This is a genomic window from Clostridium sp. BIOML-A1 (genome assembly GCF_009874105.1).
GTDB lineage: Bacteria > Bacillota > Clostridia > Lachnospirales > Lachnospiraceae > Coprococcus.
This window is the reverse complement of sequence record NZ_WWTL01000011.1, coordinates 15,949-34,590: the sequence shown is the minus strand read 5'-3', so window position 1 is coordinate 34,590 and position 18,642 is coordinate 15,949. Positions and strand designations below refer to the sequence as shown.

The window sequence follows — 18,642 nt, the reverse complement described above, 5'->3', positions numbered from 1 at the left end:
CAACTTCTTAATCTTCGATCTCTCCACGCTTCATAGCGTCCTGATAAGCACGCCAGTCGATCACCGCTTCTACCGAACGAATTGCCACCTCACACATCTCAAGATCCGGTTCCTTCGTCGTGAGACGCTGTACCCACATACCGGGTACACTTAATATATTCGCAAGCTTTGAGTCACTTCTGCCTGCAAACATGATAAATTCATACGAGATTCCCGCAATAAGCGGAACCAGAAGTACACGCGACAGCAATCGCAGCCACATAGACTTCACATTTATAAACATAAATACAATAATGCTTATGATCATAACGACTACCAAAAAACTGGTTCCACAGCGTTTATGGTATCTGGAATGTTTCTTTACATTTTCCGGAGTCAGCGGATCGCCTGCTTCAAAACAGTTGATCGTCTTATGCTCTGCACCGTGATACATAAATACACGTTTGATATCCTTCATCAATGATATTAATACTACATATGCAAGAAAGATCACCAGGCGAAGCACACCTTCCGCTACCGCTATCAATGCATTGCTTTTTGTCACATGCTCAAGCAGTCCTGCAATAAATGCCGGAAGCAGCATGAATAATGCGATCGCAATGGCAAGTGATACAATAACGGTTCCGATCATCATCAGATCATCTCCTGTACTGCTTTCTTTTTTATTGTTTTTACTGCTGTTCTCACCTGAACCGCTTCCATTATTACTTTCTGTATCTGACAACCTGGAATCATCTTTATTTTCACTCTTTCCAGCCAGTTCTTCCTCTTCATAAAAATCGGCTGAATATGTCAGCGTTTTAACTCCAATTACCAGCGACTCAAAGAAATTAACCACTCCACGAAGGATCGGCAATTTCAGGATTTTATATTTTTCACCTATCGGTGTATAGCTTTCAACTTTAACTTCAATTTCCTGATCCGGCTTTCTGACTGCTACTGCGTACTGATCCTCGTATTTCATCATTACGCCTTCGATCACCGCCTGACCACCTATTCTGGCTCTTTTCAAATTCTATACCTCGTTAAATTGTTTCCTAAAACAAAAATAGGCTGAGATTAAAAGCTTTAACCTCAACCTATCATCCTTTTTATTAGTTTGACTGTGAAACACCGTACTTACGGTTGAACATATCAATTCTACCACGAGCCTTAGCTGCCTTCTGCTGGCCTGTATAGAATGAATGACACTTTGAGCAAATTTCTACATGAATTTCTTCTTTTGTAGAACCTGTAACAAATTCGTTTCCGCAGTTACATACAACCTTTGCCTGATAATAATTTGGATGTATTCCTTCTCTCATTTAATCTCACCTCTTTATTATATTATTGATATATGAGAATAGGCCATCAGCCTCACTTCTTCATAAAACACAGCTTTTGTATTCTAACACAAACCGACATAGAAATGCAAGTGTTTTTTTATTTTCTTAACAATGATTTTTTAACATAATAGATAAACTCTTTATTATTCTTGGTTCGGACGAATAATTTCAGTACATCCTCCAGCATATCCTCTGCCTTATTACCGGATAAGATCTTATGAAGTGCATATACAACTTCCTGTTCTTCCGGTGATAATAACAGATCATCCCGTCTGGTACTGGATTTTGCAATGTCGATTGCAGGGAAGATTCTCTTTTCTGCGAGCTTCCGGTCAAGCACCAGTTCCATATTACCGGTTCCTTTGAATTCCTCGAATACGACATCATCCATCTTACTTCCTGTCTCAACCAGCGCTGTCGCAAGGATCGTAAGACTTCCACCCTCACGCATATTACGGGCAGCACCAAAGAATTTCTTCGGCATATGTAACGCCGCAGGATCAAGACCACCGGATAAGGTTCTTCCACTTGGTGGAACTGTAAGGTTGTACGCTCTTGCAAGTCTTGTAATACTGTCTAATAAGATCACGACATCTTTCTTCTGCTCTACCAGTCGTTTTGCACGTTCGATCACCATTTCCGATACACGCTTATGATGCTCCGGCAGCTCATCAAATGTCGAATAAATAACTTCTACATTTGGTCCCTCTATGGATTCCCTGATATCCGTTACTTCCTCCGGTCTTTCATCGATCAGAAGTACAAGCAGATGGATCTCACTATATCTGGTACTGATGCATTTTGCAATCTGTTTGATTAATGTCGTCTTACCTGTCTTTGGTGGGGAAACGATCATTCCACGCTGTCCTTTACCGATCGGTGATAACAGATCGATCATACGGATCGGAATCGGACTGTCTTCTCCATCCATATTGATGCGTTCATTTGGAAAGATTGGTGTCAGATCTTCAAATGCTTTTCTTCCTGCTATACTTGCAGGGCTTTCTCCATTTACAGAAGCCACATATAATAATGCACCAAACTTCTCCCCCTGCGTCTTTACACGGATATTTCCGGTTATGATATCTCCGGTCTTAAGTCCAAATCTACGGATCTGCGCCGGTGACACATAGATATCCTGATCTCCCGGCAGATAATTTGCACTTCTTATAAAACCATAGCCTTCCTGCATTACCTCCAGAATTCCATGTGCCATCTTGCCACTGTCAAGCTCCGGTCCGTTTGATTCCTGCTGAGAAAGCGAGTTCTCCTGTCTGTTCTCAGATTTTATCTCCGTTCTTACCTCTGTATCAAAGCCCGGATTTTTTTCTTCCATAACCGGCTTTTCATAAGTCTCTTTCTTATCCGTTATTGCAGTTTTTTCATAAGCTGTCTTCTTGTCTGCCATCACAGATTTTTCAACAGCCGTCTTTTCCGTATTAACTTCCTGCTTTGTCTGTTCAGCTACAACCTGCTTGTTCTCCTGATCAGTGTCTTTTCTTGCGTTATTCGTATTTGATATATTACTTGCACGATTCGAATTATTATTTCTGTTATTATTTCCCTGTGACCGATGATCACGTTCCTGCCTTTTACCGTTCCGATTGGTCTGTCGTCCGGCATTATTTCTGTGCTGTCTTCTACCGGCTTCTCCGGATTTCTGACTATTCTCAGATTTGTTTCTGTCTGGTTTTTTTACTACATCTGCCTCTGACTTTTCCTGCTGTTCTGTCGCTTCCGCATTCTTTACCTGCACAGTTTGGTCTGAGCTTGCGGATTTATCCGTATGCTCTGTTTTCCCTTTTTTCTGTGTTTTTCCCGGCCTTTTTTTCTTTTCTGCATCGGCTTTTTGTGGTTTAGCTTCGTTTATTTCTGCTGTATGATCTGTTTCACCATTATAATTCTTCTCAAGGAATTCGATCAGGGCAGATTTGCGGAGTGCTGATACACCCTTTATCTTATGTTCCTTTACGAATTGCTTCAATTCATCTAATGATGCATTTTTAAAATCCATCTTCTACTCCTTCCGATTTTATCCATTCTATTCAATTCAAATATTATTTGGGAAATATTGTTATCGTAATGAATTCTCTTCGAAACAGGCATATCAAATACTATATATGATTACCTGTGCATCCTGTCATGTCGATATCCGGATGCCATGTGATCGTTTAAATTGATAGACTTAGTATAGCATAAAAAACAATTTTGTAAATCTTTTTCTTTTACAGGAATATTACTACATTTCTTTTGTAGAATATTCTTATATAGAAATATTACTTCATTGATTTTATGCTTTTCTTGTGGTACATTTATTCTTACAAAATATACAAAGGATATTATATGAATACAGATTCTATCGTCTTATACAAATTAATTATATTATACATGCTGGATCGGGTGGATTTCACTCTGACTAATTCTCAGATTTCAGATTTTGTTCTGACAAAAGGATATACGAACTACTTCACACTTCAGGAAGCTATCAACGGGCTGATCGAGTGTGATTTTGTCTGTGTATCCATGATACGGTCATCTTCCCACTACAAGATTACAGATAAAGGGGAAGAAGCCTTAAGTATGTTCGAAAATCGTATCCCGTATGCGATCAAGCAGGACATTCTCGACTATTTTGATAATCAGAAGATCAATCTGAAAAACGAATCCGAAATCTATGCAGATTACTCTCTGAATGACTATGGCGAATATTCCGTTAAATGCATTATAAAAGATCGCAAGGAAACCCTTGTCGACCTGAAATTCAACGTACCGACAAAAACGCACGCCATAGCTATCTGCGATAACTGGCGTGCGAAAAGTGCCGAAGTATATGACTATCTCATCAATACTCTCTGGCTGTATTCTGATAATAAGGATGAAAAACAATCCTGATCATTTATATGTATTTCTGTAATACATATAAATGATTTTTTATTTCTCTGATCATATATTATTCAAATTCAGGTTCTGATTCTGCGATCCGGTCTTCGATCAACTGCAGAATCTCTTCTTTCCCCTGCTTGGTCTGTGCCGAAAACGGAATTATAATTGTTCCCTCTACAGGCTGGATCTTCTGTCTGATGATCTTTAAATTCTTCTGAATCTGGCTTCTCTTGATCTTATCAAGCTTTGTCGCAATAATTACCGGTTCGTATCCGTTTTTTACGATCCAGTCATACATGATACAATCATTTTCCGATGGCTCATGTCGAATATCGATCAACAGAAAAACCAGTCTCAGTTGCTTTGAGGTATGCAGATACCGTTCTACCATCTTACCCCATTTTGCACGGATCTCTACGGATACCTGTGCATAGCCATATCCGGGAAGATCGACAAAATACAGATCATGATTAATATTATAATAATTGATCGTCTGTGTCTTACCGGGCTGTGACGATGTTCTGGCAAGTGACTTACGATTTAATAAACCGTTGATCAGTGAGGATTTCCCTACATTGGACTTACCGGCAAATGCAATCTCCGGCATCTCTGTCTCCGGAAGTGTACTTGTAATTCCACATACTGTTTCAAGTTCAGCACTCTTAATTATCATTTCTTTTCTCCTTTTGCAAGTGCGAGGTTCAGCACCTGTTCCATTGTTTTCACACAGGTAATATCCAGTCCGTCTGTGATCTCTGTACTGATATCGTTAAGATCTCTGCGGTTCATCTCAGGGATCAACACCTTCTTAATACCGATCGTTTTTGCTGCCAAAAGCTTTTCTTTTAAACCACCGATCGGAAGTACGCTTCCTCTCAGGGTGATCTCTCCTGTCATCGCAAGATCTCCCCTTACCGGCTTATTAAATATCGCAGAATAAATGGCGGTTGCCATCGTGATTCCCGCCGAAGGGCCATCCTTTGGAACTGCTCCTTCCGGAATATGAATGTGAATATCATGCTTTTCAAAATAATCTTCACCAAGTGTCTCTGATTCCTTCATCGTACGGATATACGATAAACCTGTAACAGCCGACTCTTTCATAACATCACCTAATTTACCGGTAAGTTGTATACTGCCATTTCCGGGCATAATATTCACTTCTATATTAAGTGTTACACCACCTACAGCTGTCCATGCAAGACCTCGCACAGAGCCTACCTTATTGGTCAAATCGTAGCTGTCATCCATATACTTCTCGGTTCCGAGAAGCTGCGGTATCATGTCCTTTGTTACCTTTACAGTCTCCACCTGTTCTGTAAGGATCATTCTGCAGGCTTTTCTGCATATCTTGTCGATATTCCGCTCCAGATCACGCACACCTGCTTCTCTGGTGTAATGACGGATGATGTATTTGATCGCTGATCCATTGATCTTGAACTGCTTCTTGGTCAGTCCGTTTCTCTCGATCGCCTTATTGACCAAATACAGCTTCGCAATGTTGAACTTCTCATTTTCCGTGTATCCGCTAATCTCGATCATCTCCATACGATCGGCTAACGGTCCGGGGATCAGGGATGCATCATTTGCTGTTGCGATAAATAATACCTTGCTCAGATCGATCGGTACTTCAAAATAATGATCGTAAAATTTATTATTCTGTTCACTGTCCAGAACTTCTAACAGGGCAGATGATACATCTCCCTTGTAGTCGCTGCTTACCTTATCTACCTCATCAAGCAATACCAAAGGATTCTCTGTCTTTGTTTTTGCGATAGACTGTGCGATCCTGCCCGGCATAGCACCGATATAAGTTCTTCTGTGCCCACGGATCTCTGCTTCATCCCGAACGCCGCCAAGTGACATACGTATATATTCTTTTCCTGTCGCGGTAGCAATCGATCTTGCGATCGAAGTCTTACCGGTTCCCGGTGGTCCAACCAGACACAGAATCGGCATATTCCCTTTTTCATTTAAAATATGAACCGCCAGATAATCTATGATCCGTTCCTTGACTTCTTCCAATCCATAATGATCCCGTTCCAGAATCTTAATTGCCTCTTCGAGATTATTGTTCTCCTTTGAGGATTTACCCCATGGATAGTCGAGCAAAGTCTCGATATAATTTATAAGAATGCCTGATTCCGCAGCCATCGGTGGTAATGCACGAAGTCTGGATATCTCTTTCGTAAGCTTCTCTTTGACCTCATCCGGAGCCGTCAGTTCCTGCAAACGCTCCATGTATTCATCTGCCGCTTTTTCTGTATTATCATCCTCACCAAGCTCTTTCTTTATAACCTTCATCTGTTCCCTGAGAACATATTCTCTCTGGTGCTTATTTACACAATCCTGTAATTTCTCCTGAATCTCCTGGCGGATAGCTAAGATCTCCATCTCCTCATCCATCGTCTGAAGAATCTTCATTACACGTTCTTTTACATCGAGGGTTTCCAGTATCTCCTGCTTCTTCGTATATGGCGCAGGAATGAATTCTGTCACTCCATCGGCAAATTTTGCAAGATCATCGATCGTAAGCAGTCTTTTATATAACAGCTTATTTGTTCCCATGCCATTTGCAAATGCCTGTCTGAGCTTATCCGTGAGCATACGGCTCAATGTTTCTTCCTCTGCAGCATCCAGATGGTTTGTTTCTTCTGTATCTATATATTCAAAATCCGCATTATATGCTCCGTCTTCCTTGTAAAATGATACGATCCTGGCACGTTTTTCTGCCTCGATAAGAATTCGGACTGTTTTGTTCGGCATCTTCAGATATTGCTTGATCTTTGCTGTAACACCGATCGGATACAGATCAGGAGCTTTGGCATTCTCCTTCACTTCCTTCGCTGTAACCAACAGGATACTGCAATCACTCTTCATCGCATTAGCAACTGCTTCACAGGACTCCTTACTGATCACATCCAGATGTGAGGAAGTATCCGGCATAATAACAATATTGTTCAAAACGATCATCGGTCTGTTCCAGACGATATTATCCATACTTTTATCTCCTTTATATCAAAAAACCGGGATGTATAACATCCCGGCTCCCTGCTTAAGCTATTTCATCACTGTTTTTTACTGAACGCTTCTTCTTTATCTGCTTTTTCTCAGCCGGATTATCAGAATAAGTGATTTCTGGTTGTGCTCCATCCGTTATAACCTCTTTTGTGATCACGCACTTTGCAACTTTGTCATCCGACGGAATCTCATACATAAGATCAAGCGTTGCTTTCTCTATGATGGAACGAAGTCCTCTGGCTCCGGTCTTTCTCTCCATCGCCTCTTCTGCTATAGCGTAGAGCGCATCTTTATCAAATTCCAATTCCACGCCATCTAATTCAAATAACTTTTTATACTGCTTGCAGATCGCACTCTTTGTATCTGTCAGGATTCTTACAAGTGCATCCTTATTCAACAGATCCAGCGTAACCGTGATTGGCAGACGTCCGACAAATTCAGGTATCAATCCATATTTTACAAAGTCTTGAGGAGTTACCTGCTTTAAAAGTTCTCCGATATCCTGCTCTGTCTTATCTACAACCTCAGCATTGAAGCCGATAGCTTTCTTACCGATTCTGTTATCAATGATCTTTTCCAGACCATCAAATGCTCCACCGCATATAAATAAAATATTCGATGTATCAATCTGTATAAATTCCTGATGTGGATGTTTTCTGCCGCCCTGAGGTGGTACTGATGCAACCGTACCCTCCACGATCTTTAACAAAGCCTGCTGTACCCCTTCACCGGACACATCTCTGGTAATAGATACATTCTCACTCTTCTTCGTGATCTTATCGATCTCATCAATATAAATAATTCCATGCTCTGCACGTTCTACATCATAATCGGCCGCCTGGATCAGCTTCAGAAGAATATTTTCTACATCTTCACCAACATATCCGGCCTCTGTCAATGCAGTTGCATCGGCAATGGCAAACGGAACATTCAAAATCTTCGCAAGCGTCTGTGCCAGATATGTCTTACCGGAACCGGTTGGTCCGACCATAAGAATATTACTCTTCTGAAGCTCTACATCAAAGTCCTTATCCGCCATGATACGCTTATAATGATTGTATACTGCAACGGATAAAACCTTCTTCGCTTCTTCCTGACCAATTACATACTGATCCAGAAATTCACGGATCTCCTTTGGTTTCAGTAAATTAATGGAATCTTCAGCACCTGTTTCTTCCAGCTCTTCGTCAACGATCTCTGCACATATCTGTACGCACTCATCGCAAATGTAAGCGTTTGGTCCTGCTATAAGTTTTCTGACCTGATCCTGCGTCTTATTACAGAAGGAACATCTAAGTAGTTTTCTATCTTCACTACGATTTGCCATTCCAATACCTCTTTATACTATCTTTTTGCGATCACACTGTCGATCAGACCATATGCACATGCTTCTTCTGCTGACATCCAGTTATCTCTCTCTGTATCAGCAGCAATTGTCTCATATGGTTTTCCGGTATTCTCGCTTAACATTCTATTTAATTTCTCTTTTGTCTTTAAAATATGCTTTGCAGCAATTTCAATCTCTGTAGCTTGACCCTGTGATCCGCCGGATGGCTGATGGATCATGATCTCGGCATTTGGAAGTGCAAATCTCTTACCTTTTGCACCACCTGCAAGCAGGAATGCACCCATACTTGCTGCCATTCCACAGCAGATTGTAGATACATCACATTTGATGTACTGCATTGTATCATAGATTCCAAGTCCTGCTGTTACAGAACCTCCCGGACTGTTGATATACAATGAAATATCCTTGGATGGATCTTCGGACTCCAGAAACAGGAGCTGTGCGATCACTATACTTGCTGATGTATCATTTACTTCTTCTCCCAGAAAGATAATTCTGTCTTTCAGAAGTCTTGAATAAATATCATATGAACGTTCACCGCGGCTGGTCTGTTCAATGACATAAGGTACTAAACTCATATTTACACCTCCAAAATATCGCAATCAGAAATTATGGATTAAACTTCCTTTGCGTTATCTACAACAACCTTAACTGCCTTTTTAACAGCAAGATCCTTTTTAATGCTATCCTTTTCTGCATCACCCATGAAGCCTTCGATATCTTCTACATTCATCTGATACTGTTTTGCCATAGCTTCCAGTTCTTCGTGTACTTCATCGTCTGATACCTCAATGTTTTCAGCAGCAGCAATTGCTTCCAGAACAAGACGGGATTTGATTCTCTTCTCTGCGTCCGGTTTGATTCTCTCCATTAATGCTTCCTCTGTGATATTGCAGATCTGCATATACTGCTCAAGGTTGATTCCCTGATACTGAAGATTCTGAGCGAACTCATCTTTGATTCTTTCCTGTACATCTGCAACCTGTGCATCTGCAACGTCCATCTTTGCATTCTCGATTACTTTCTCGATCAGCTTGTTTTCTTTCTCGTTCTCAGCATCCTTCTGCTTCTTCTCAGCAGCCTTACTCTTGATATCTTCTTTGTATTCATCTAATGTCTCAAAATCTGAAACTTCACTTGCAAATTCATCATCTAACTCTGGTAATTCTACAGCCTTGATCTCTTTGATCTTGCATTTGAATACTGCCGGCTTACCTGCTAAATCTTCTGCCTGATAATCTTCCGGGAATGTAACATTTACTTCTACATCCTCATCGATGTTCTTACCAACAAGCTGATCTTCGAATGTATCAATGAATGAATGAGAACCAAGAACGAGCTTGTAGTTCTCAGCCTTACCGCCTTCGAAAGGAACACCATCAACAGATCCTTCGAAGTCAAGTGTAACTTCATCATCCATCTGTGCAGCTCTGTCTGTTACAGGGTTATATCTTGAGTTCTCTTTCTGAACTTTTAAAAGCTCTGCCATAACTTCATCATCTGTTACTTCTACGTCAGCCTTTTCTACTTCGAGTCCCTTATAATCTCCAAGTTCAACTTCAGGCTTAACAGCTACTTCTGCTGTAAAGATGAAATCCTTGCCCTTTTCGATCTGAGTTACATCGATAACTGGTCTTGATACAACATCAACATCTGATGCGCTTACTTCCTTTGGATAATACTCATTAATTAATGAATTAGCTGCCTCTTCATAAAATACTGCAGGTCCATACATCTTCTCAATAAATGCCTGTGGTACATGACCCTTTCTGAAACCAGGTACATTGAATTTACCTTTCTGCTTATTGTAGGCAGTTGTCATTGCCTTACCAAACTCCTCTGCCGGTACTGTGATTGTAAGTTTTGCCATACTGTGTTCCAGATTTTCTACTGCTAAACTCATTTTTTTATTTCCTCCTTAAAATTATGCAAATGATGCCTTATGCCATCATCTTTTAATAATATATAAGGCATTATTTAGCATCCATTTATCATTTCGTTTTTATTGTGGGCATAAAAATACCCGCATCAATCATCCGATTATACCATATATACCGGATATATGTCCAGTCCATTTTCTATAATAACGCAGAAAAAGGTTATTGTCTTTTCGACAATAACCCCTTCCTGCTAAGCAAAAGCTATAAGATTCCTCTTATTTTACTGCTTATCTGCCTGACATCTGTTCTTCCTGTCTCTTGATCATCTGACGAACCATCTCGCCACCGATTGATCCGCTCTGAGCAGATGTTAAGTCACCGTTGTAACCATCCTTGAGGTTTACACCAATTTCCTTAGCAACCTCCATTTTGAACTTGTTCATAGCGTCCTTAGCTTCCGGAACACTCATCTTGCTTGTTCCTGTTGAATTTGAACTTGCCATAATACATTTCCTCCAATACATTTATTTAAGACTTTGTTGTCTTGATTCTATTATGTGTATTATAAGAAAAACTATTATGCCAATTTTTGTATTTTTACAGTTCACAGGCAAAATGTCAATCAAGCATCAAATTAATATGTCATCGGCTCTTCTTCGCCATTCATAACTCTTAATGCGCCCTGTGCAAGTGCAAGAAGTTCATCCTCACCAGGATATACTGTAAACGGAGCGATAAATCCGGCTCTCTTTTCCAGTTCTGCACATGTATGCTTGGAGTATGCGATACCACCTGTTAAGATGATCTGATCTACTTTGCCGCAAAGTACGGTTGACATAGCACCGATATCCTTTGCTACCTGCTGATGGAATGCGTCCTGAACAAGCTTTGCATGCTCATCACCTTCCTGAACGAGCTTCTCGAGATCTCTTGCATCATTGCTGCCGATATATGCATTAAATCCGCCGTTACCGACAAGCTTCTTTGTAACTTCCTGCTGTGTATATTTTCCTGAAAAGCACATCTTAACAAGATCACCTGATGGAACTCCACCTGCTCTCTCCGGTGAAAATGCACCTTCACCATCCAATGCATTGTTAACATCAACGATACGTCCGTTTAAGTGAGCACCGACAGATACACCACCACCCATGTGTACAACTATCAGATTCAGATCTTCATATTTCTTACCATGCTCTTTTGCATATCTCTTTGCAACTGCCTTCTGGTTTAATGCATGGAATACACTTCTTCTTGGGAGCTCAGGTACACCGGATAAACGGGAGGATGGCATCAGCTCATCTACAACAACCGGGTCTACAATGTAAGATGGAATTCCCAACTCATCGCCGATCTCTCTTGCAAGGATACCACCAAGGTTGGATGCATGCTGTCCCTGCTTACCGATCTTTAAGTCCTCTAACAATTCATCACTTACAGGATATGTACCGCCCGGAATCGGCTTTAACATACCACCACGGCCTACACATACATCTAACGTCTTGATGTCAAAGTTCTTCTCTGCAAGAATGTCAAGGATAACTTTCTTTCTGAAGTCCTTCTGCTCAACGATAAGGTTAAAGCCTGCAAGTTCCTCTGTTGTATGTCTTAATGTTTCTTCAAATAATAAATTCTCGTCTTCAAATACACCTATCTTTGTAGATGTTGAACCCGGATTGATGATCAAAATTTTGTATGACATGTTCTTCCTCCAAAATTCTTATATATTTATTCCGTAACCATAACGGTCTGATTACTGCTCGTTCTTGATCGCCTCTGCAACAACTGCTGCAAGAGCGATAGAATTCATCTTTACTTCAAAGCTGTCTGATCTGGATGTCAGGATAACAGGAGCCTTTGTTCCTGTCAGGATACAACCGTTCTTACTTGCTGTTGTATGTGTCAGGCACTTATATACGAGGTTTCCTGCATGGATATCCGGGAATAAGAGGATATCTGCATCACCAACGATCTTACGGCCTTCTGCTCCTTTATGCTTAGCTGCTTCCGGATCGATTGCAAGGTCAAGTGATAATGGCCCGTCAACGATACAGCCTGTTATCTCGCCATTCTCGTTCATCTTTGTAAGCTCTGCTGCATCTACAGTTACAGGCATCTTAGGATTTACAACTTCAACTGCCGCAAGCGGAGCAACCTTTGGACATGGAATACCACAAGCATGAACAACTTTTACTGTATTTTCAATAATTGCTTTTTTATCCTCAAGAGATGGATATGTCATGAATGCTACGTCTGAAAGATATAATAATCTGTCAACACCCGGAACCTCAAAAACTGCTACATGTGATAAAGGCTTACCGGTTCTTAAACCTACCTCCTTATCCAGAACGCTCTTTAAGAAGTTTTTTGTATCAATGATACCCTTCATATACATATCTGCTTTATTATTATGTACCAGCTCAACAGCCTTATGTGCAGCCTGAATACTATCCGGTTCGTTTATGATCTTATACTCATCCAGATTCATATCAAGTTCAGCAGCGATCTTTCTGATCTCAGCTTCATCACCGACGAGGATCGCATCTGCAATACCCTTTTCCTTTGCTGCCTTAACGGCTTCCAGAACAGGCTTGTCCTGAGCACATGCTACTGAAACTGTCTTCTTGCTGCATTTTGCAACCTTGGCTAATAAATCTTCAAAACTCTTACTCATTCGTTTACACCTCTCGCGATTTTTATTCTTTTTCCCATAACGCATGAACTTATTATGGGTTGCCGCTCTCTTCCGGCAATCTTTATCTGTTATCGTATCACTTTGAAAAAAAAAGGTCAACCCTCCGGATAGTTCAGGCGATCTTCGCCTATATTATAAAGAACCTCTTTTAAGAACTTCTCTGCAAGGTAATTTGCCATGTTCAGATTCATGTCCTGATAATTTCCACATTCTCTCGGATTTGCACCCGGAATCGGATCATGATAATGACGTATAAATTCAAACATTGAAATCATCAAATCTACGATATCCTCTGACTTATAATCACCTGCAAGAATCAGATAGAATCCGGTTCTGCATCCCATCGGCCCAAAATAAATTACTTTATCCTTATAATCCTCATGATTTCTGAGATAAGTAGCTGCGAGATGCTCGATCGTATGAATCTCCGCCGTATTCATGACCGGTTCAAAGTTTGGCTTTGTCATTCGGATGTCAAATGTGGTAATAACAGAATCCCCTGCCTTATCCTTTCTGGATACATAAATTCCGGGATTTAATAATAAATGATTAATCTGAAAACTTTTAATCTTTTCCATGGTTTCTTCAGTCTCCTCCTGTTTTATATGATAATTCATCACTTATTTATTTTTACTTCAAGCTTTCTGCTGTCGGTTTTAGCATAATTTTATAAATTCGGTCATAAGCGCTACGCTATTATTGATTGCCATAGCCGCAAAAGACGGATAATCCATTTCCGCACTGTCGTCTGCTTTATCTGAGATCGCACGAATAACCAGATATGGAACCTTATTCATGGTTGCGACATGTCCGATTGATGCTCCCTCCATCTCCGTACAGGTTCCGTCAAATGTATCAACCAGCCATTTCTTCTTGTCCTTACTCGATATAAACTGATCTCCACTGACTACTCGTCCGGTAAAGATATTGACGGAAAGCTCTGCCTGCTTTGCTGCGGCAAGAGCAATCTCCAGCATTTTGACATCTGTCTTGAAGATATTCTCATCTTCTTTTAAATCCGGATTGATTCCCGGTCCATATCCCAGTGCCGAGACATCCATATCATGCTCTAACGCATCCTTTGCTAATACAATATCGCCGATATTGATCTCTGCATTTAATGAACCTGCGATTCCGGTATTTACAATTCCATCTACCGGAAACAGATCGATCATTGCCTGTGTACACATCGCCGCATGAACCTTACCGACACCACATTTTACTATAACTACTTCGCGATCACACAAGGATCCTCTGTAAAACTGCATACCGGCTTTCTCAACAATATGCACCTGTTCCATTTTTTCTTTTAACTTTGCAACTTCTTCATCCATTGCCCCTATAATTCCAAGCATGTCTTAATTCCTTTCTTACTGCTTTTGATCTTTTTATCCTGCTTATTCTTCACCGATCAGCTCGATCTGACACATCTTCATCGTTTCGAATGCCGCCGCCTTTGATTCAGGCGTAACTCCTGCCGTACATCTGACATCGACTGCCACGCGAATCTCCGGATATAACGCCTTTATGATAAGAGCATTTGAAACTACACAGATATCGGTACAAAGCCCGATCAGACAGACATCTTCAAATTCATACCGATCCCAACCTGTATATCCAAAGGATGGCTTATCTATGATCTCGCAGCCGGCTGCATATATTCCATCTGCGATCTCCCATCCGTTTGTTCCTTTTATACAGTGTTCCACCGGCAGATGTTTCCCCTCATTCGTCTGCAGATAATCTGCCCCATGGGTATCTCTGGTATAAAGCACCTCATCTCCCCTGTTTTTATATTCCTGTATCAACTTCTTGACCGGTTCTACGATTACTTTTGCTTCTTTTGTCCCAAGTGAACCATCAATAAAATCATTCTGCATATCAATTACGATCAGGGTTCGTCTCATTCTTTTCACCATATGACCAGTTCAGGTCACCTTTCCATACATATTTCCATGCGATTACTTTTCGCCAGTCCGTTATAAAAGTCTGATCTGAAAATTTGATCACAAACTGTCGTTTCTTTGATATATATTCTCCGATCTGCCATTGATATATCCCGTTTTTTGTTTTCCAGATATAGATGCATCTGGTACCATTATCCGGGTAACCGAACTTATTTACAAAATTAAAATCCGAAAAATCCAACTGAAAATCGATTGGATCATCTTTTCTGTTATCATCTGTCTGATTTTTAGATTCATCATCTTCCTGCTTATGAAACACATAACGAAATGCTCGTGCTACCCGTGACCAGAATCCCATTTTCCCTGTTTCATTCTTTTTCTGTTCCAACATCGCTTCCCGTTCATGCACCCGATGCATGCTCCACGAATATGTTTCAATATTTTCGATAGCATATTTAATCTTTGTATTAGAAGTAAATTCGCTCTGGATATGAAAACCTTTTTCAAATTCCCTGTGTTCATCCACTATGTGATAATTATTATGCAGAAGTCTGACATTTCCCGGACTGTCTAAATATACGATCTTCCATGTATCTTCTTTGTGATGGATTGTAAGCGTATCCCCATTTATCCTTGTCTTCATATCACAATCAATATACATATGCCGGATCATCTCTACAGGCATCATCATAAGTCGGAATAACGCATCATATTCTGCCAATTTGTCATAATCCTCTGCCCCATATCTGAGATACGCTTCTATCGCACACTTTGGGCACTGTTTCATCCACTTCGGATAATTTACCAGATACTTCAGATCATTGTCTTTAATATTCCTTGTAAGAATACAGCTTTTATCATGGATCACATCTTCATTTCTGGAACAGATAAACTTCACATTATCATCCGCCATAATCTTACGTCTGAGCTTCGAATCATTCATCTGTCTGCCGGAATTTCCCTGCTGTCTCTTATCATAATACATTTTCTGCCTCAAGTTCTGTTGTCTGTTATTTCCATTTCGGTAATTTTTCTTTTTTTCATAAGTATTTCGTTCCCCATATACAGATTTGTTCTCTCTCTGGCGGTAATTATTCCTATACTCTGCCAAGTTTCTCTCTCACCACCTTCCCTATCGTTTTTACTTTATAGGACAAATGTACCGTAAAGTAAAAATCGAGCTTATTGTAACATTTTATTCAAACATCTACAATAAATCTAAAAAACTCTTATTCGCCAAATACTGCCTTATAATCTGCCTGAAATTTTGCAATACCCTGATCTGTTAATGGGTGCTTTGTCATCTGCTCGATTACTTTGTATGGTACAGTTGCGATATGTGCGCCTGCCAGAGCACAGTCTGTAACGTGGATTGGATTTCTTACAGAAGCTGCAATAATCTCTGTGTCTAAATCATAATTATCAAATATTGTTACGATATCTTCGATCAGGTTGATACCTGTTGTGCTGATATCATCCAGTCTTCCAAGGAATGGAGATACATAAGATGCGCCTGCTCTTGCTGCAAGAAGTGCCTGATTTGCTGTAAAGATCAGAGTTACATTTGTCTTGATTCCTTCTGCTGATAATACTTTAACTGCCTTTAAGCCTTCTACTGTCATAGGGATCTTAACAACCATGTTTGGATGGATCGCTGCGATCTCTCTGCCTTCTTTGATCATGCCTTCTGCATCTACAGTTGTTGCCTTAACTTCTCCACTGATAGGGCCATCTACGATCGTTGTGATCTCTTTGATAACTTCATTAAAATCTCTGCCTTCTTTTGCGATCAGGGATGGGTTGGTTGTTACACCACAGATAACTCCCATGTCGTTTGCTTTTCTGATGTCATCTACATTTGCAGTATCAATAAAAAATTTCATATTTCTTTACCTCTCTTTGTTTTCCTTTTCATCCACTGTATCTTTCTGCTGATATTACCGTCTCTGCTTATTCTCTCTCAGTTTTTGTCTGTTTTATATAACCTTTTCTAGTTTTCTTTATTTGTGACATTTTTCTTGGTTATCTTTAATAGCGACAGGATTGTCTGGCTGACAACTTTTCGGCTGGCTTCGTCCATCTTCTTGATTGAAGTCAGGATTCTTCCGATATCCTTATACCAGTTATTTTGCAGATCATCCGTGGTCTTCGCATCGCATTCATCTAACAGGTCGAACAGAGAATTTACAAACTGTCTGCGCTGGTCGTAGTCCATATTGTCGATCCATTCTTTTAAAGAAGCATTTAATACACGGCATTCATCTGTGATTCCATCCTCATGGATCAGGGATGGTCCAAGAACCTCCCAACTATATACATCATGCTGCATCAAGCCCTCCTGCATACTTCGGATCACAACATATTTCTCTCTGTGCTCAAGCAGCATTCCCACTACGGAATTCTGTGGTATGTATGTGATCATCCGTGATAGCATTCGGTTGTAACCGGCAAGCTCTAACACATTTGGTTCAAATCCCGGGCCATCCATACTGCATACCTTCAGAATCCTATCCTGCAGAGTACGTTCACAGGTTGCTGCTGCATAGATCGCAAGATTTCCGCCTTTGGAATGTCCGCACAGCAGGAATGTTCCGGGTATCTGTTCTGCTGCCTGCCGCAGATACTCGACTGCTGCCCGCTGAGACGGAACCGGTGAAAGAAATGCCATATTACAATCCTCCCGCCAACCGACAACTGTTTTATCGGTTCCTCGATATACCACGCAGCTTACATCGTCAAATAATTTTACTGTGACTGCTGAAAACTGCTTCTGTATCTCTTCATCCAACTGATTCTCATAACCGCATAAGAGCAGATCACCAAATCGTCTGCTCGCTCCCATTGCAGCAAGCAGCTTCAGATCATCTTCATAAATCACCTGTGTCATGCGTTCCGTATCCCCTAAGAAACGCTCTGCAGCCTCCGCTACCGTGACCGTATGACTAAAATCATCCGGCACGATCCCCTCAAACGGTATATATGAAAATCTTGAAAATACAACTGCATCCACCTCATTAAAAGCCGATGCCTCAAACGGCAGATCACCCCGCCATTCCAGATAGTCTAATATATTTGCCATATTCACACCCCCGGCTTTATCTAAAAACCTTCTTTACGTCTCTGTCCTCTGAGTTCTCTCCGTTTCTCTCCTGCCAGCCATTCTGCTTGTTCACTTTCGTTCTCAAGTGTCAGCCCCGGAACCGGTCTTGGTTTGTCATTTTCATCGACAGCCACCAATGTCAGATACGCCCGATTGATCGAACGCCGGATTCCTCTGTGATCCTCGATATAAGTATCCACACGGACATCCATCGAGGTATGTCCGACATAGGTAATACGGCCTACTAATACGATCAGATCCTTCAAATAAGCACCTCGCATAAATTTCAGATTATCAACCGAAGCTGTGATCACATCTCCATTTGAATGACGGATCCCTACAAGCCCTGCAACCTCATCGATCCATGCCATTAACTGTCCGCCAAATAATCGTCCGGCACCATTTAAATGTTCCGGCCGTACCTGAAAGACCTGCTCTACCATTGAATCACTGACTTTTTTCGTATTTCGCTCCATACACACC

19 protein-coding genes are annotated in these 18,642 nt (G+C 40.8%); 1 reads left to right on the top strand and 18 read right to left on the bottom strand.

Annotation, left to right across the window (positions count from 1 at the left end):
• Positions 1–7: 7 nt before the first annotated feature.
• The 3 genes from GT641_RS09635 to rho form a co-directional block, all read right to left on the bottom strand.
• Entirely contained in the window at positions 8–1,012 is a 1,005-nt protein-coding gene (locus GT641_RS09635; RefSeq protein ID WP_192919831.1) for a DUF1385 domain-containing protein, read from the bottom strand.
• A gap of 82 nt (positions 1,013–1,094) precedes the next feature.
• Complete coding sequence (gene rpmE / locus GT641_RS09630) at positions 1,095–1,304, bottom strand: 50S ribosomal protein L31 (protein ID WP_008400609.1); 210 nt, start codon at positions 1,302–1,304, stop codon at positions 1,095–1,097.
• 118 nt (positions 1,305–1,422) lie between these two features.
• Positions 1,423–3,339 (bottom strand): transcription termination factor Rho, encoded by a 1,917-nt coding sequence (rho, locus tag GT641_RS09625; RefSeq protein ID WP_119963020.1) that lies wholly within the window; start codon positions 3,337–3,339, stop codon positions 1,423–1,425.
• 329 nt (positions 3,340–3,668) lie between these two features.
• Here rho and GT641_RS09620 point away from each other — a divergent pair, with 329 nt between their 5' ends.
• Entirely contained in the window at positions 3,669–4,217 is a 549-nt protein-coding gene (locus GT641_RS09620) for a DUF4364 family protein (RefSeq protein WP_044944871.1), read from the top strand.
• Positions 4,218–4,275: 58 nt separating this feature from the next.
• Here GT641_RS09620 and yihA read toward each other — a convergent pair whose 3' ends face one another.
• The 15 genes from yihA to GT641_RS09545 all read right to left on the bottom strand — a co-directional run bounded on the left by yihA (position 4,276) and on the right by GT641_RS09545 (position 18,635).
• Positions 4,276–4,881: a ribosome biogenesis GTP-binding protein YihA/YsxC gene (gene yihA / locus GT641_RS09615; RefSeq protein WP_008400603.1), complete on the bottom strand. Its 606-nt coding sequence runs from the start codon at positions 4,879–4,881 to the stop codon at positions 4,276–4,278.
• Complete coding sequence (gene lon / locus GT641_RS09610) at positions 4,878–7,208, bottom strand: endopeptidase La (protein WP_161117402.1); 2,331 nt, start codon at positions 7,206–7,208, stop codon at positions 4,878–4,880. The genes yihA and lon overlap by 4 nt, the downstream gene beginning before the upstream one ends.
• 55 nt (positions 7,209–7,263) lie before the next feature.
• Positions 7,264–8,556 (bottom strand): ATP-dependent Clp protease ATP-binding subunit ClpX, encoded by a 1,293-nt coding sequence (gene clpX, locus GT641_RS09605; protein WP_008400600.1) that lies wholly within the window; start codon positions 8,554–8,556, stop codon positions 7,264–7,266.
• A 17-nt stretch (positions 8,557–8,573) separates the two neighbouring features.
• A complete protein-coding gene (gene clpP / locus GT641_RS09600; protein ID WP_008400599.1) occupies positions 8,574–9,155 on the bottom strand; it encodes an ATP-dependent Clp endopeptidase proteolytic subunit ClpP in 582 nt (193 codons plus the stop codon).
• A 38-nt stretch (positions 9,156–9,193) separates the two neighbouring features.
• On the bottom strand, positions 9,194–10,480 hold the full coding sequence (tig, locus tag GT641_RS09595) for a trigger factor (protein ID WP_008400597.1): 1,287 nt from the start codon (positions 10,478–10,480) through the stop codon (positions 9,194–9,196).
• Between the two features lie 264 nt (positions 10,481–10,744).
• On the bottom strand, positions 10,745–10,960 hold the full coding sequence (locus GT641_RS09590) for an alpha/beta-type small acid-soluble spore protein (protein ID WP_021944153.1): 216 nt from the start codon (positions 10,958–10,960) through the stop codon (positions 10,745–10,747).
• Between the two features lie 131 nt (positions 10,961–11,091).
• Positions 11,092–12,159 carry a butyrate kinase gene (gene buk / locus GT641_RS09585; RefSeq protein ID WP_008400594.1) on the bottom strand — a complete coding sequence of 356 codons (1,068 nt, stop codon included), beginning with the start codon at positions 12,157–12,159 and terminating at the stop codon, positions 11,092–11,094.
• Between the two features lie 51 nt (positions 12,160–12,210).
• Positions 12,211–13,131, bottom strand: coding sequence for a phosphate butyryltransferase (ptb, locus tag GT641_RS09580; RefSeq protein ID WP_161117401.1), 921 nt, complete (start codon positions 13,129–13,131; stop codon positions 12,211–12,213).
• 116 nt (positions 13,132–13,247) lie between these two features.
• A complete protein-coding gene (locus GT641_RS09575) occupies positions 13,248–13,730 on the bottom strand; it encodes an S-ribosylhomocysteine lyase (protein ID WP_044944886.1) in 483 nt (160 codons plus the stop codon).
• Between the two features lie 78 nt (positions 13,731–13,808).
• Entirely contained in the window at positions 13,809–14,507 is a 699-nt protein-coding gene (locus GT641_RS09570) for a 5'-methylthioadenosine/adenosylhomocysteine nucleosidase (RefSeq protein WP_119963019.1), read from the bottom strand.
• A gap of 42 nt (positions 14,508–14,549) precedes the next feature.
• Positions 14,550–15,059 carry an isochorismatase family cysteine hydrolase gene (locus GT641_RS09565; RefSeq protein WP_044944863.1) on the bottom strand — a complete coding sequence of 170 codons (510 nt, stop codon included), beginning with the start codon at positions 15,057–15,059 and terminating at the stop codon, positions 14,550–14,552.
• Positions 15,034–16,170, bottom strand: a complete 1,137-nt coding sequence (locus GT641_RS09560) for a hypothetical protein (protein WP_161117400.1) — start codon at positions 16,168–16,170, stop codon at positions 15,034–15,036. Before GT641_RS09560 ends, GT641_RS09565 begins: the two co-directional genes overlap by 26 nt.
• A gap of 118 nt (positions 16,171–16,288) precedes the next feature.
• Positions 16,289–16,942, bottom strand: coding sequence for a fructose-6-phosphate aldolase (gene fsa / locus GT641_RS09555; RefSeq protein WP_008400586.1), 654 nt, complete (start codon positions 16,940–16,942; stop codon positions 16,289–16,291).
• Between the two features lie 107 nt (positions 16,943–17,049).
• Entirely contained in the window at positions 17,050–18,138 is a 1,089-nt protein-coding gene (locus tag GT641_RS09550) for a DUF2974 domain-containing protein (protein WP_008400585.1), read from the bottom strand.
• 20 nt (positions 18,139–18,158) lie between these two features.
• Positions 18,159–18,635, bottom strand: a complete 477-nt coding sequence (locus tag GT641_RS09545; protein WP_008400583.1) for an acyl-CoA thioesterase — start codon at positions 18,633–18,635, stop codon at positions 18,159–18,161.
• Between the last annotated feature and the right edge of the window lie 7 nt (positions 18,636–18,642).

Coding starts and splice junctions, on each gene's coding strand:
- rpmE (WP_008400609.1), bottom strand. CDS start 1,304: ATGAGAGAAGGAATACATCCAAATTATTATCAGGCAAAGGTTGTATGT.
- rho (WP_119963020.1), bottom strand. CDS start 3,339: ATGGATTTTAAAAATGCATCATTAGATGAATTGAAGCAATTCGTAAAG.
- GT641_RS09620 (WP_044944871.1), top strand. CDS start 3,669: ATGAATACAGATTCTATCGTCTTATACAAATTAATTATATTATACATG.
- yihA (WP_008400603.1), bottom strand. CDS start 4,881: ATGATAATTAAGAGTGCTGAACTTGAAACAGTATGTGGAATTACAAGT.
- lon (WP_161117402.1), bottom strand. CDS start 7,208: ATGGATAATATCGTCTGGAACAGACCGATGATCGTTTTGAACAATATT.
- clpX (WP_008400600.1), bottom strand. CDS start 8,556: ATGGCAAATCGTAGTGAAGATAGAAAACTACTTAGATGTTCCTTCTGT.
- clpP (WP_008400599.1), bottom strand. CDS start 9,155: ATGAGTTTAGTACCTTATGTCATTGAACAGACCAGCCGCGGTGAACGT.
- tig (WP_008400597.1), bottom strand. CDS start 10,480: ATGAGTTTAGCAGTAGAAAATCTGGAACACAGTATGGCAAAACTTACA.
- GT641_RS09590 (WP_021944153.1), bottom strand. CDS start 10,960: ATGGCAAGTTCAAATTCAACAGGAACAAGCAAGATGAGTGTTCCGGAA.
- buk (WP_008400594.1), bottom strand. CDS start 12,159: ATGTCATACAAAATTTTGATCATCAATCCGGGTTCAACATCTACAAAG.
- ptb (WP_161117401.1), bottom strand. CDS start 13,131: ATGAGTAAGAGTTTTGAAGATTTATTAGCCAAGGTTGCAAAATGCAGC.
- GT641_RS09575 (WP_044944886.1), bottom strand. CDS start 13,730: ATGGAAAAGATTAAAAGTTTTCAGATTAATCATTTATTATTAAATCCC.
- GT641_RS09570 (WP_119963019.1), bottom strand. CDS start 14,507: ATGCTTGGAATTATAGGGGCAATGGATGAAGAAGTTGCAAAGTTAAAA.
- GT641_RS09565 (WP_044944863.1), bottom strand. CDS start 15,059: ATGAGACGAACCCTGATCGTAATTGATATGCAGAATGATTTTATTGAT.
- fsa (WP_008400586.1), bottom strand. CDS start 16,942: ATGAAATTTTTTATTGATACTGCAAATGTAGATGACATCAGAAAAGCA.
- GT641_RS09550 (WP_008400585.1), bottom strand. CDS start 18,138: ATGGCAAATATATTAGACTATCTGGAATGGCGGGGTGATCTGCCGTTT.
- GT641_RS09545 (WP_008400583.1), bottom strand. CDS start 18,635: ATGGAGCGAAATACGAAAAAAGTCAGTGATTCAATGGTAGAGCAGGTC.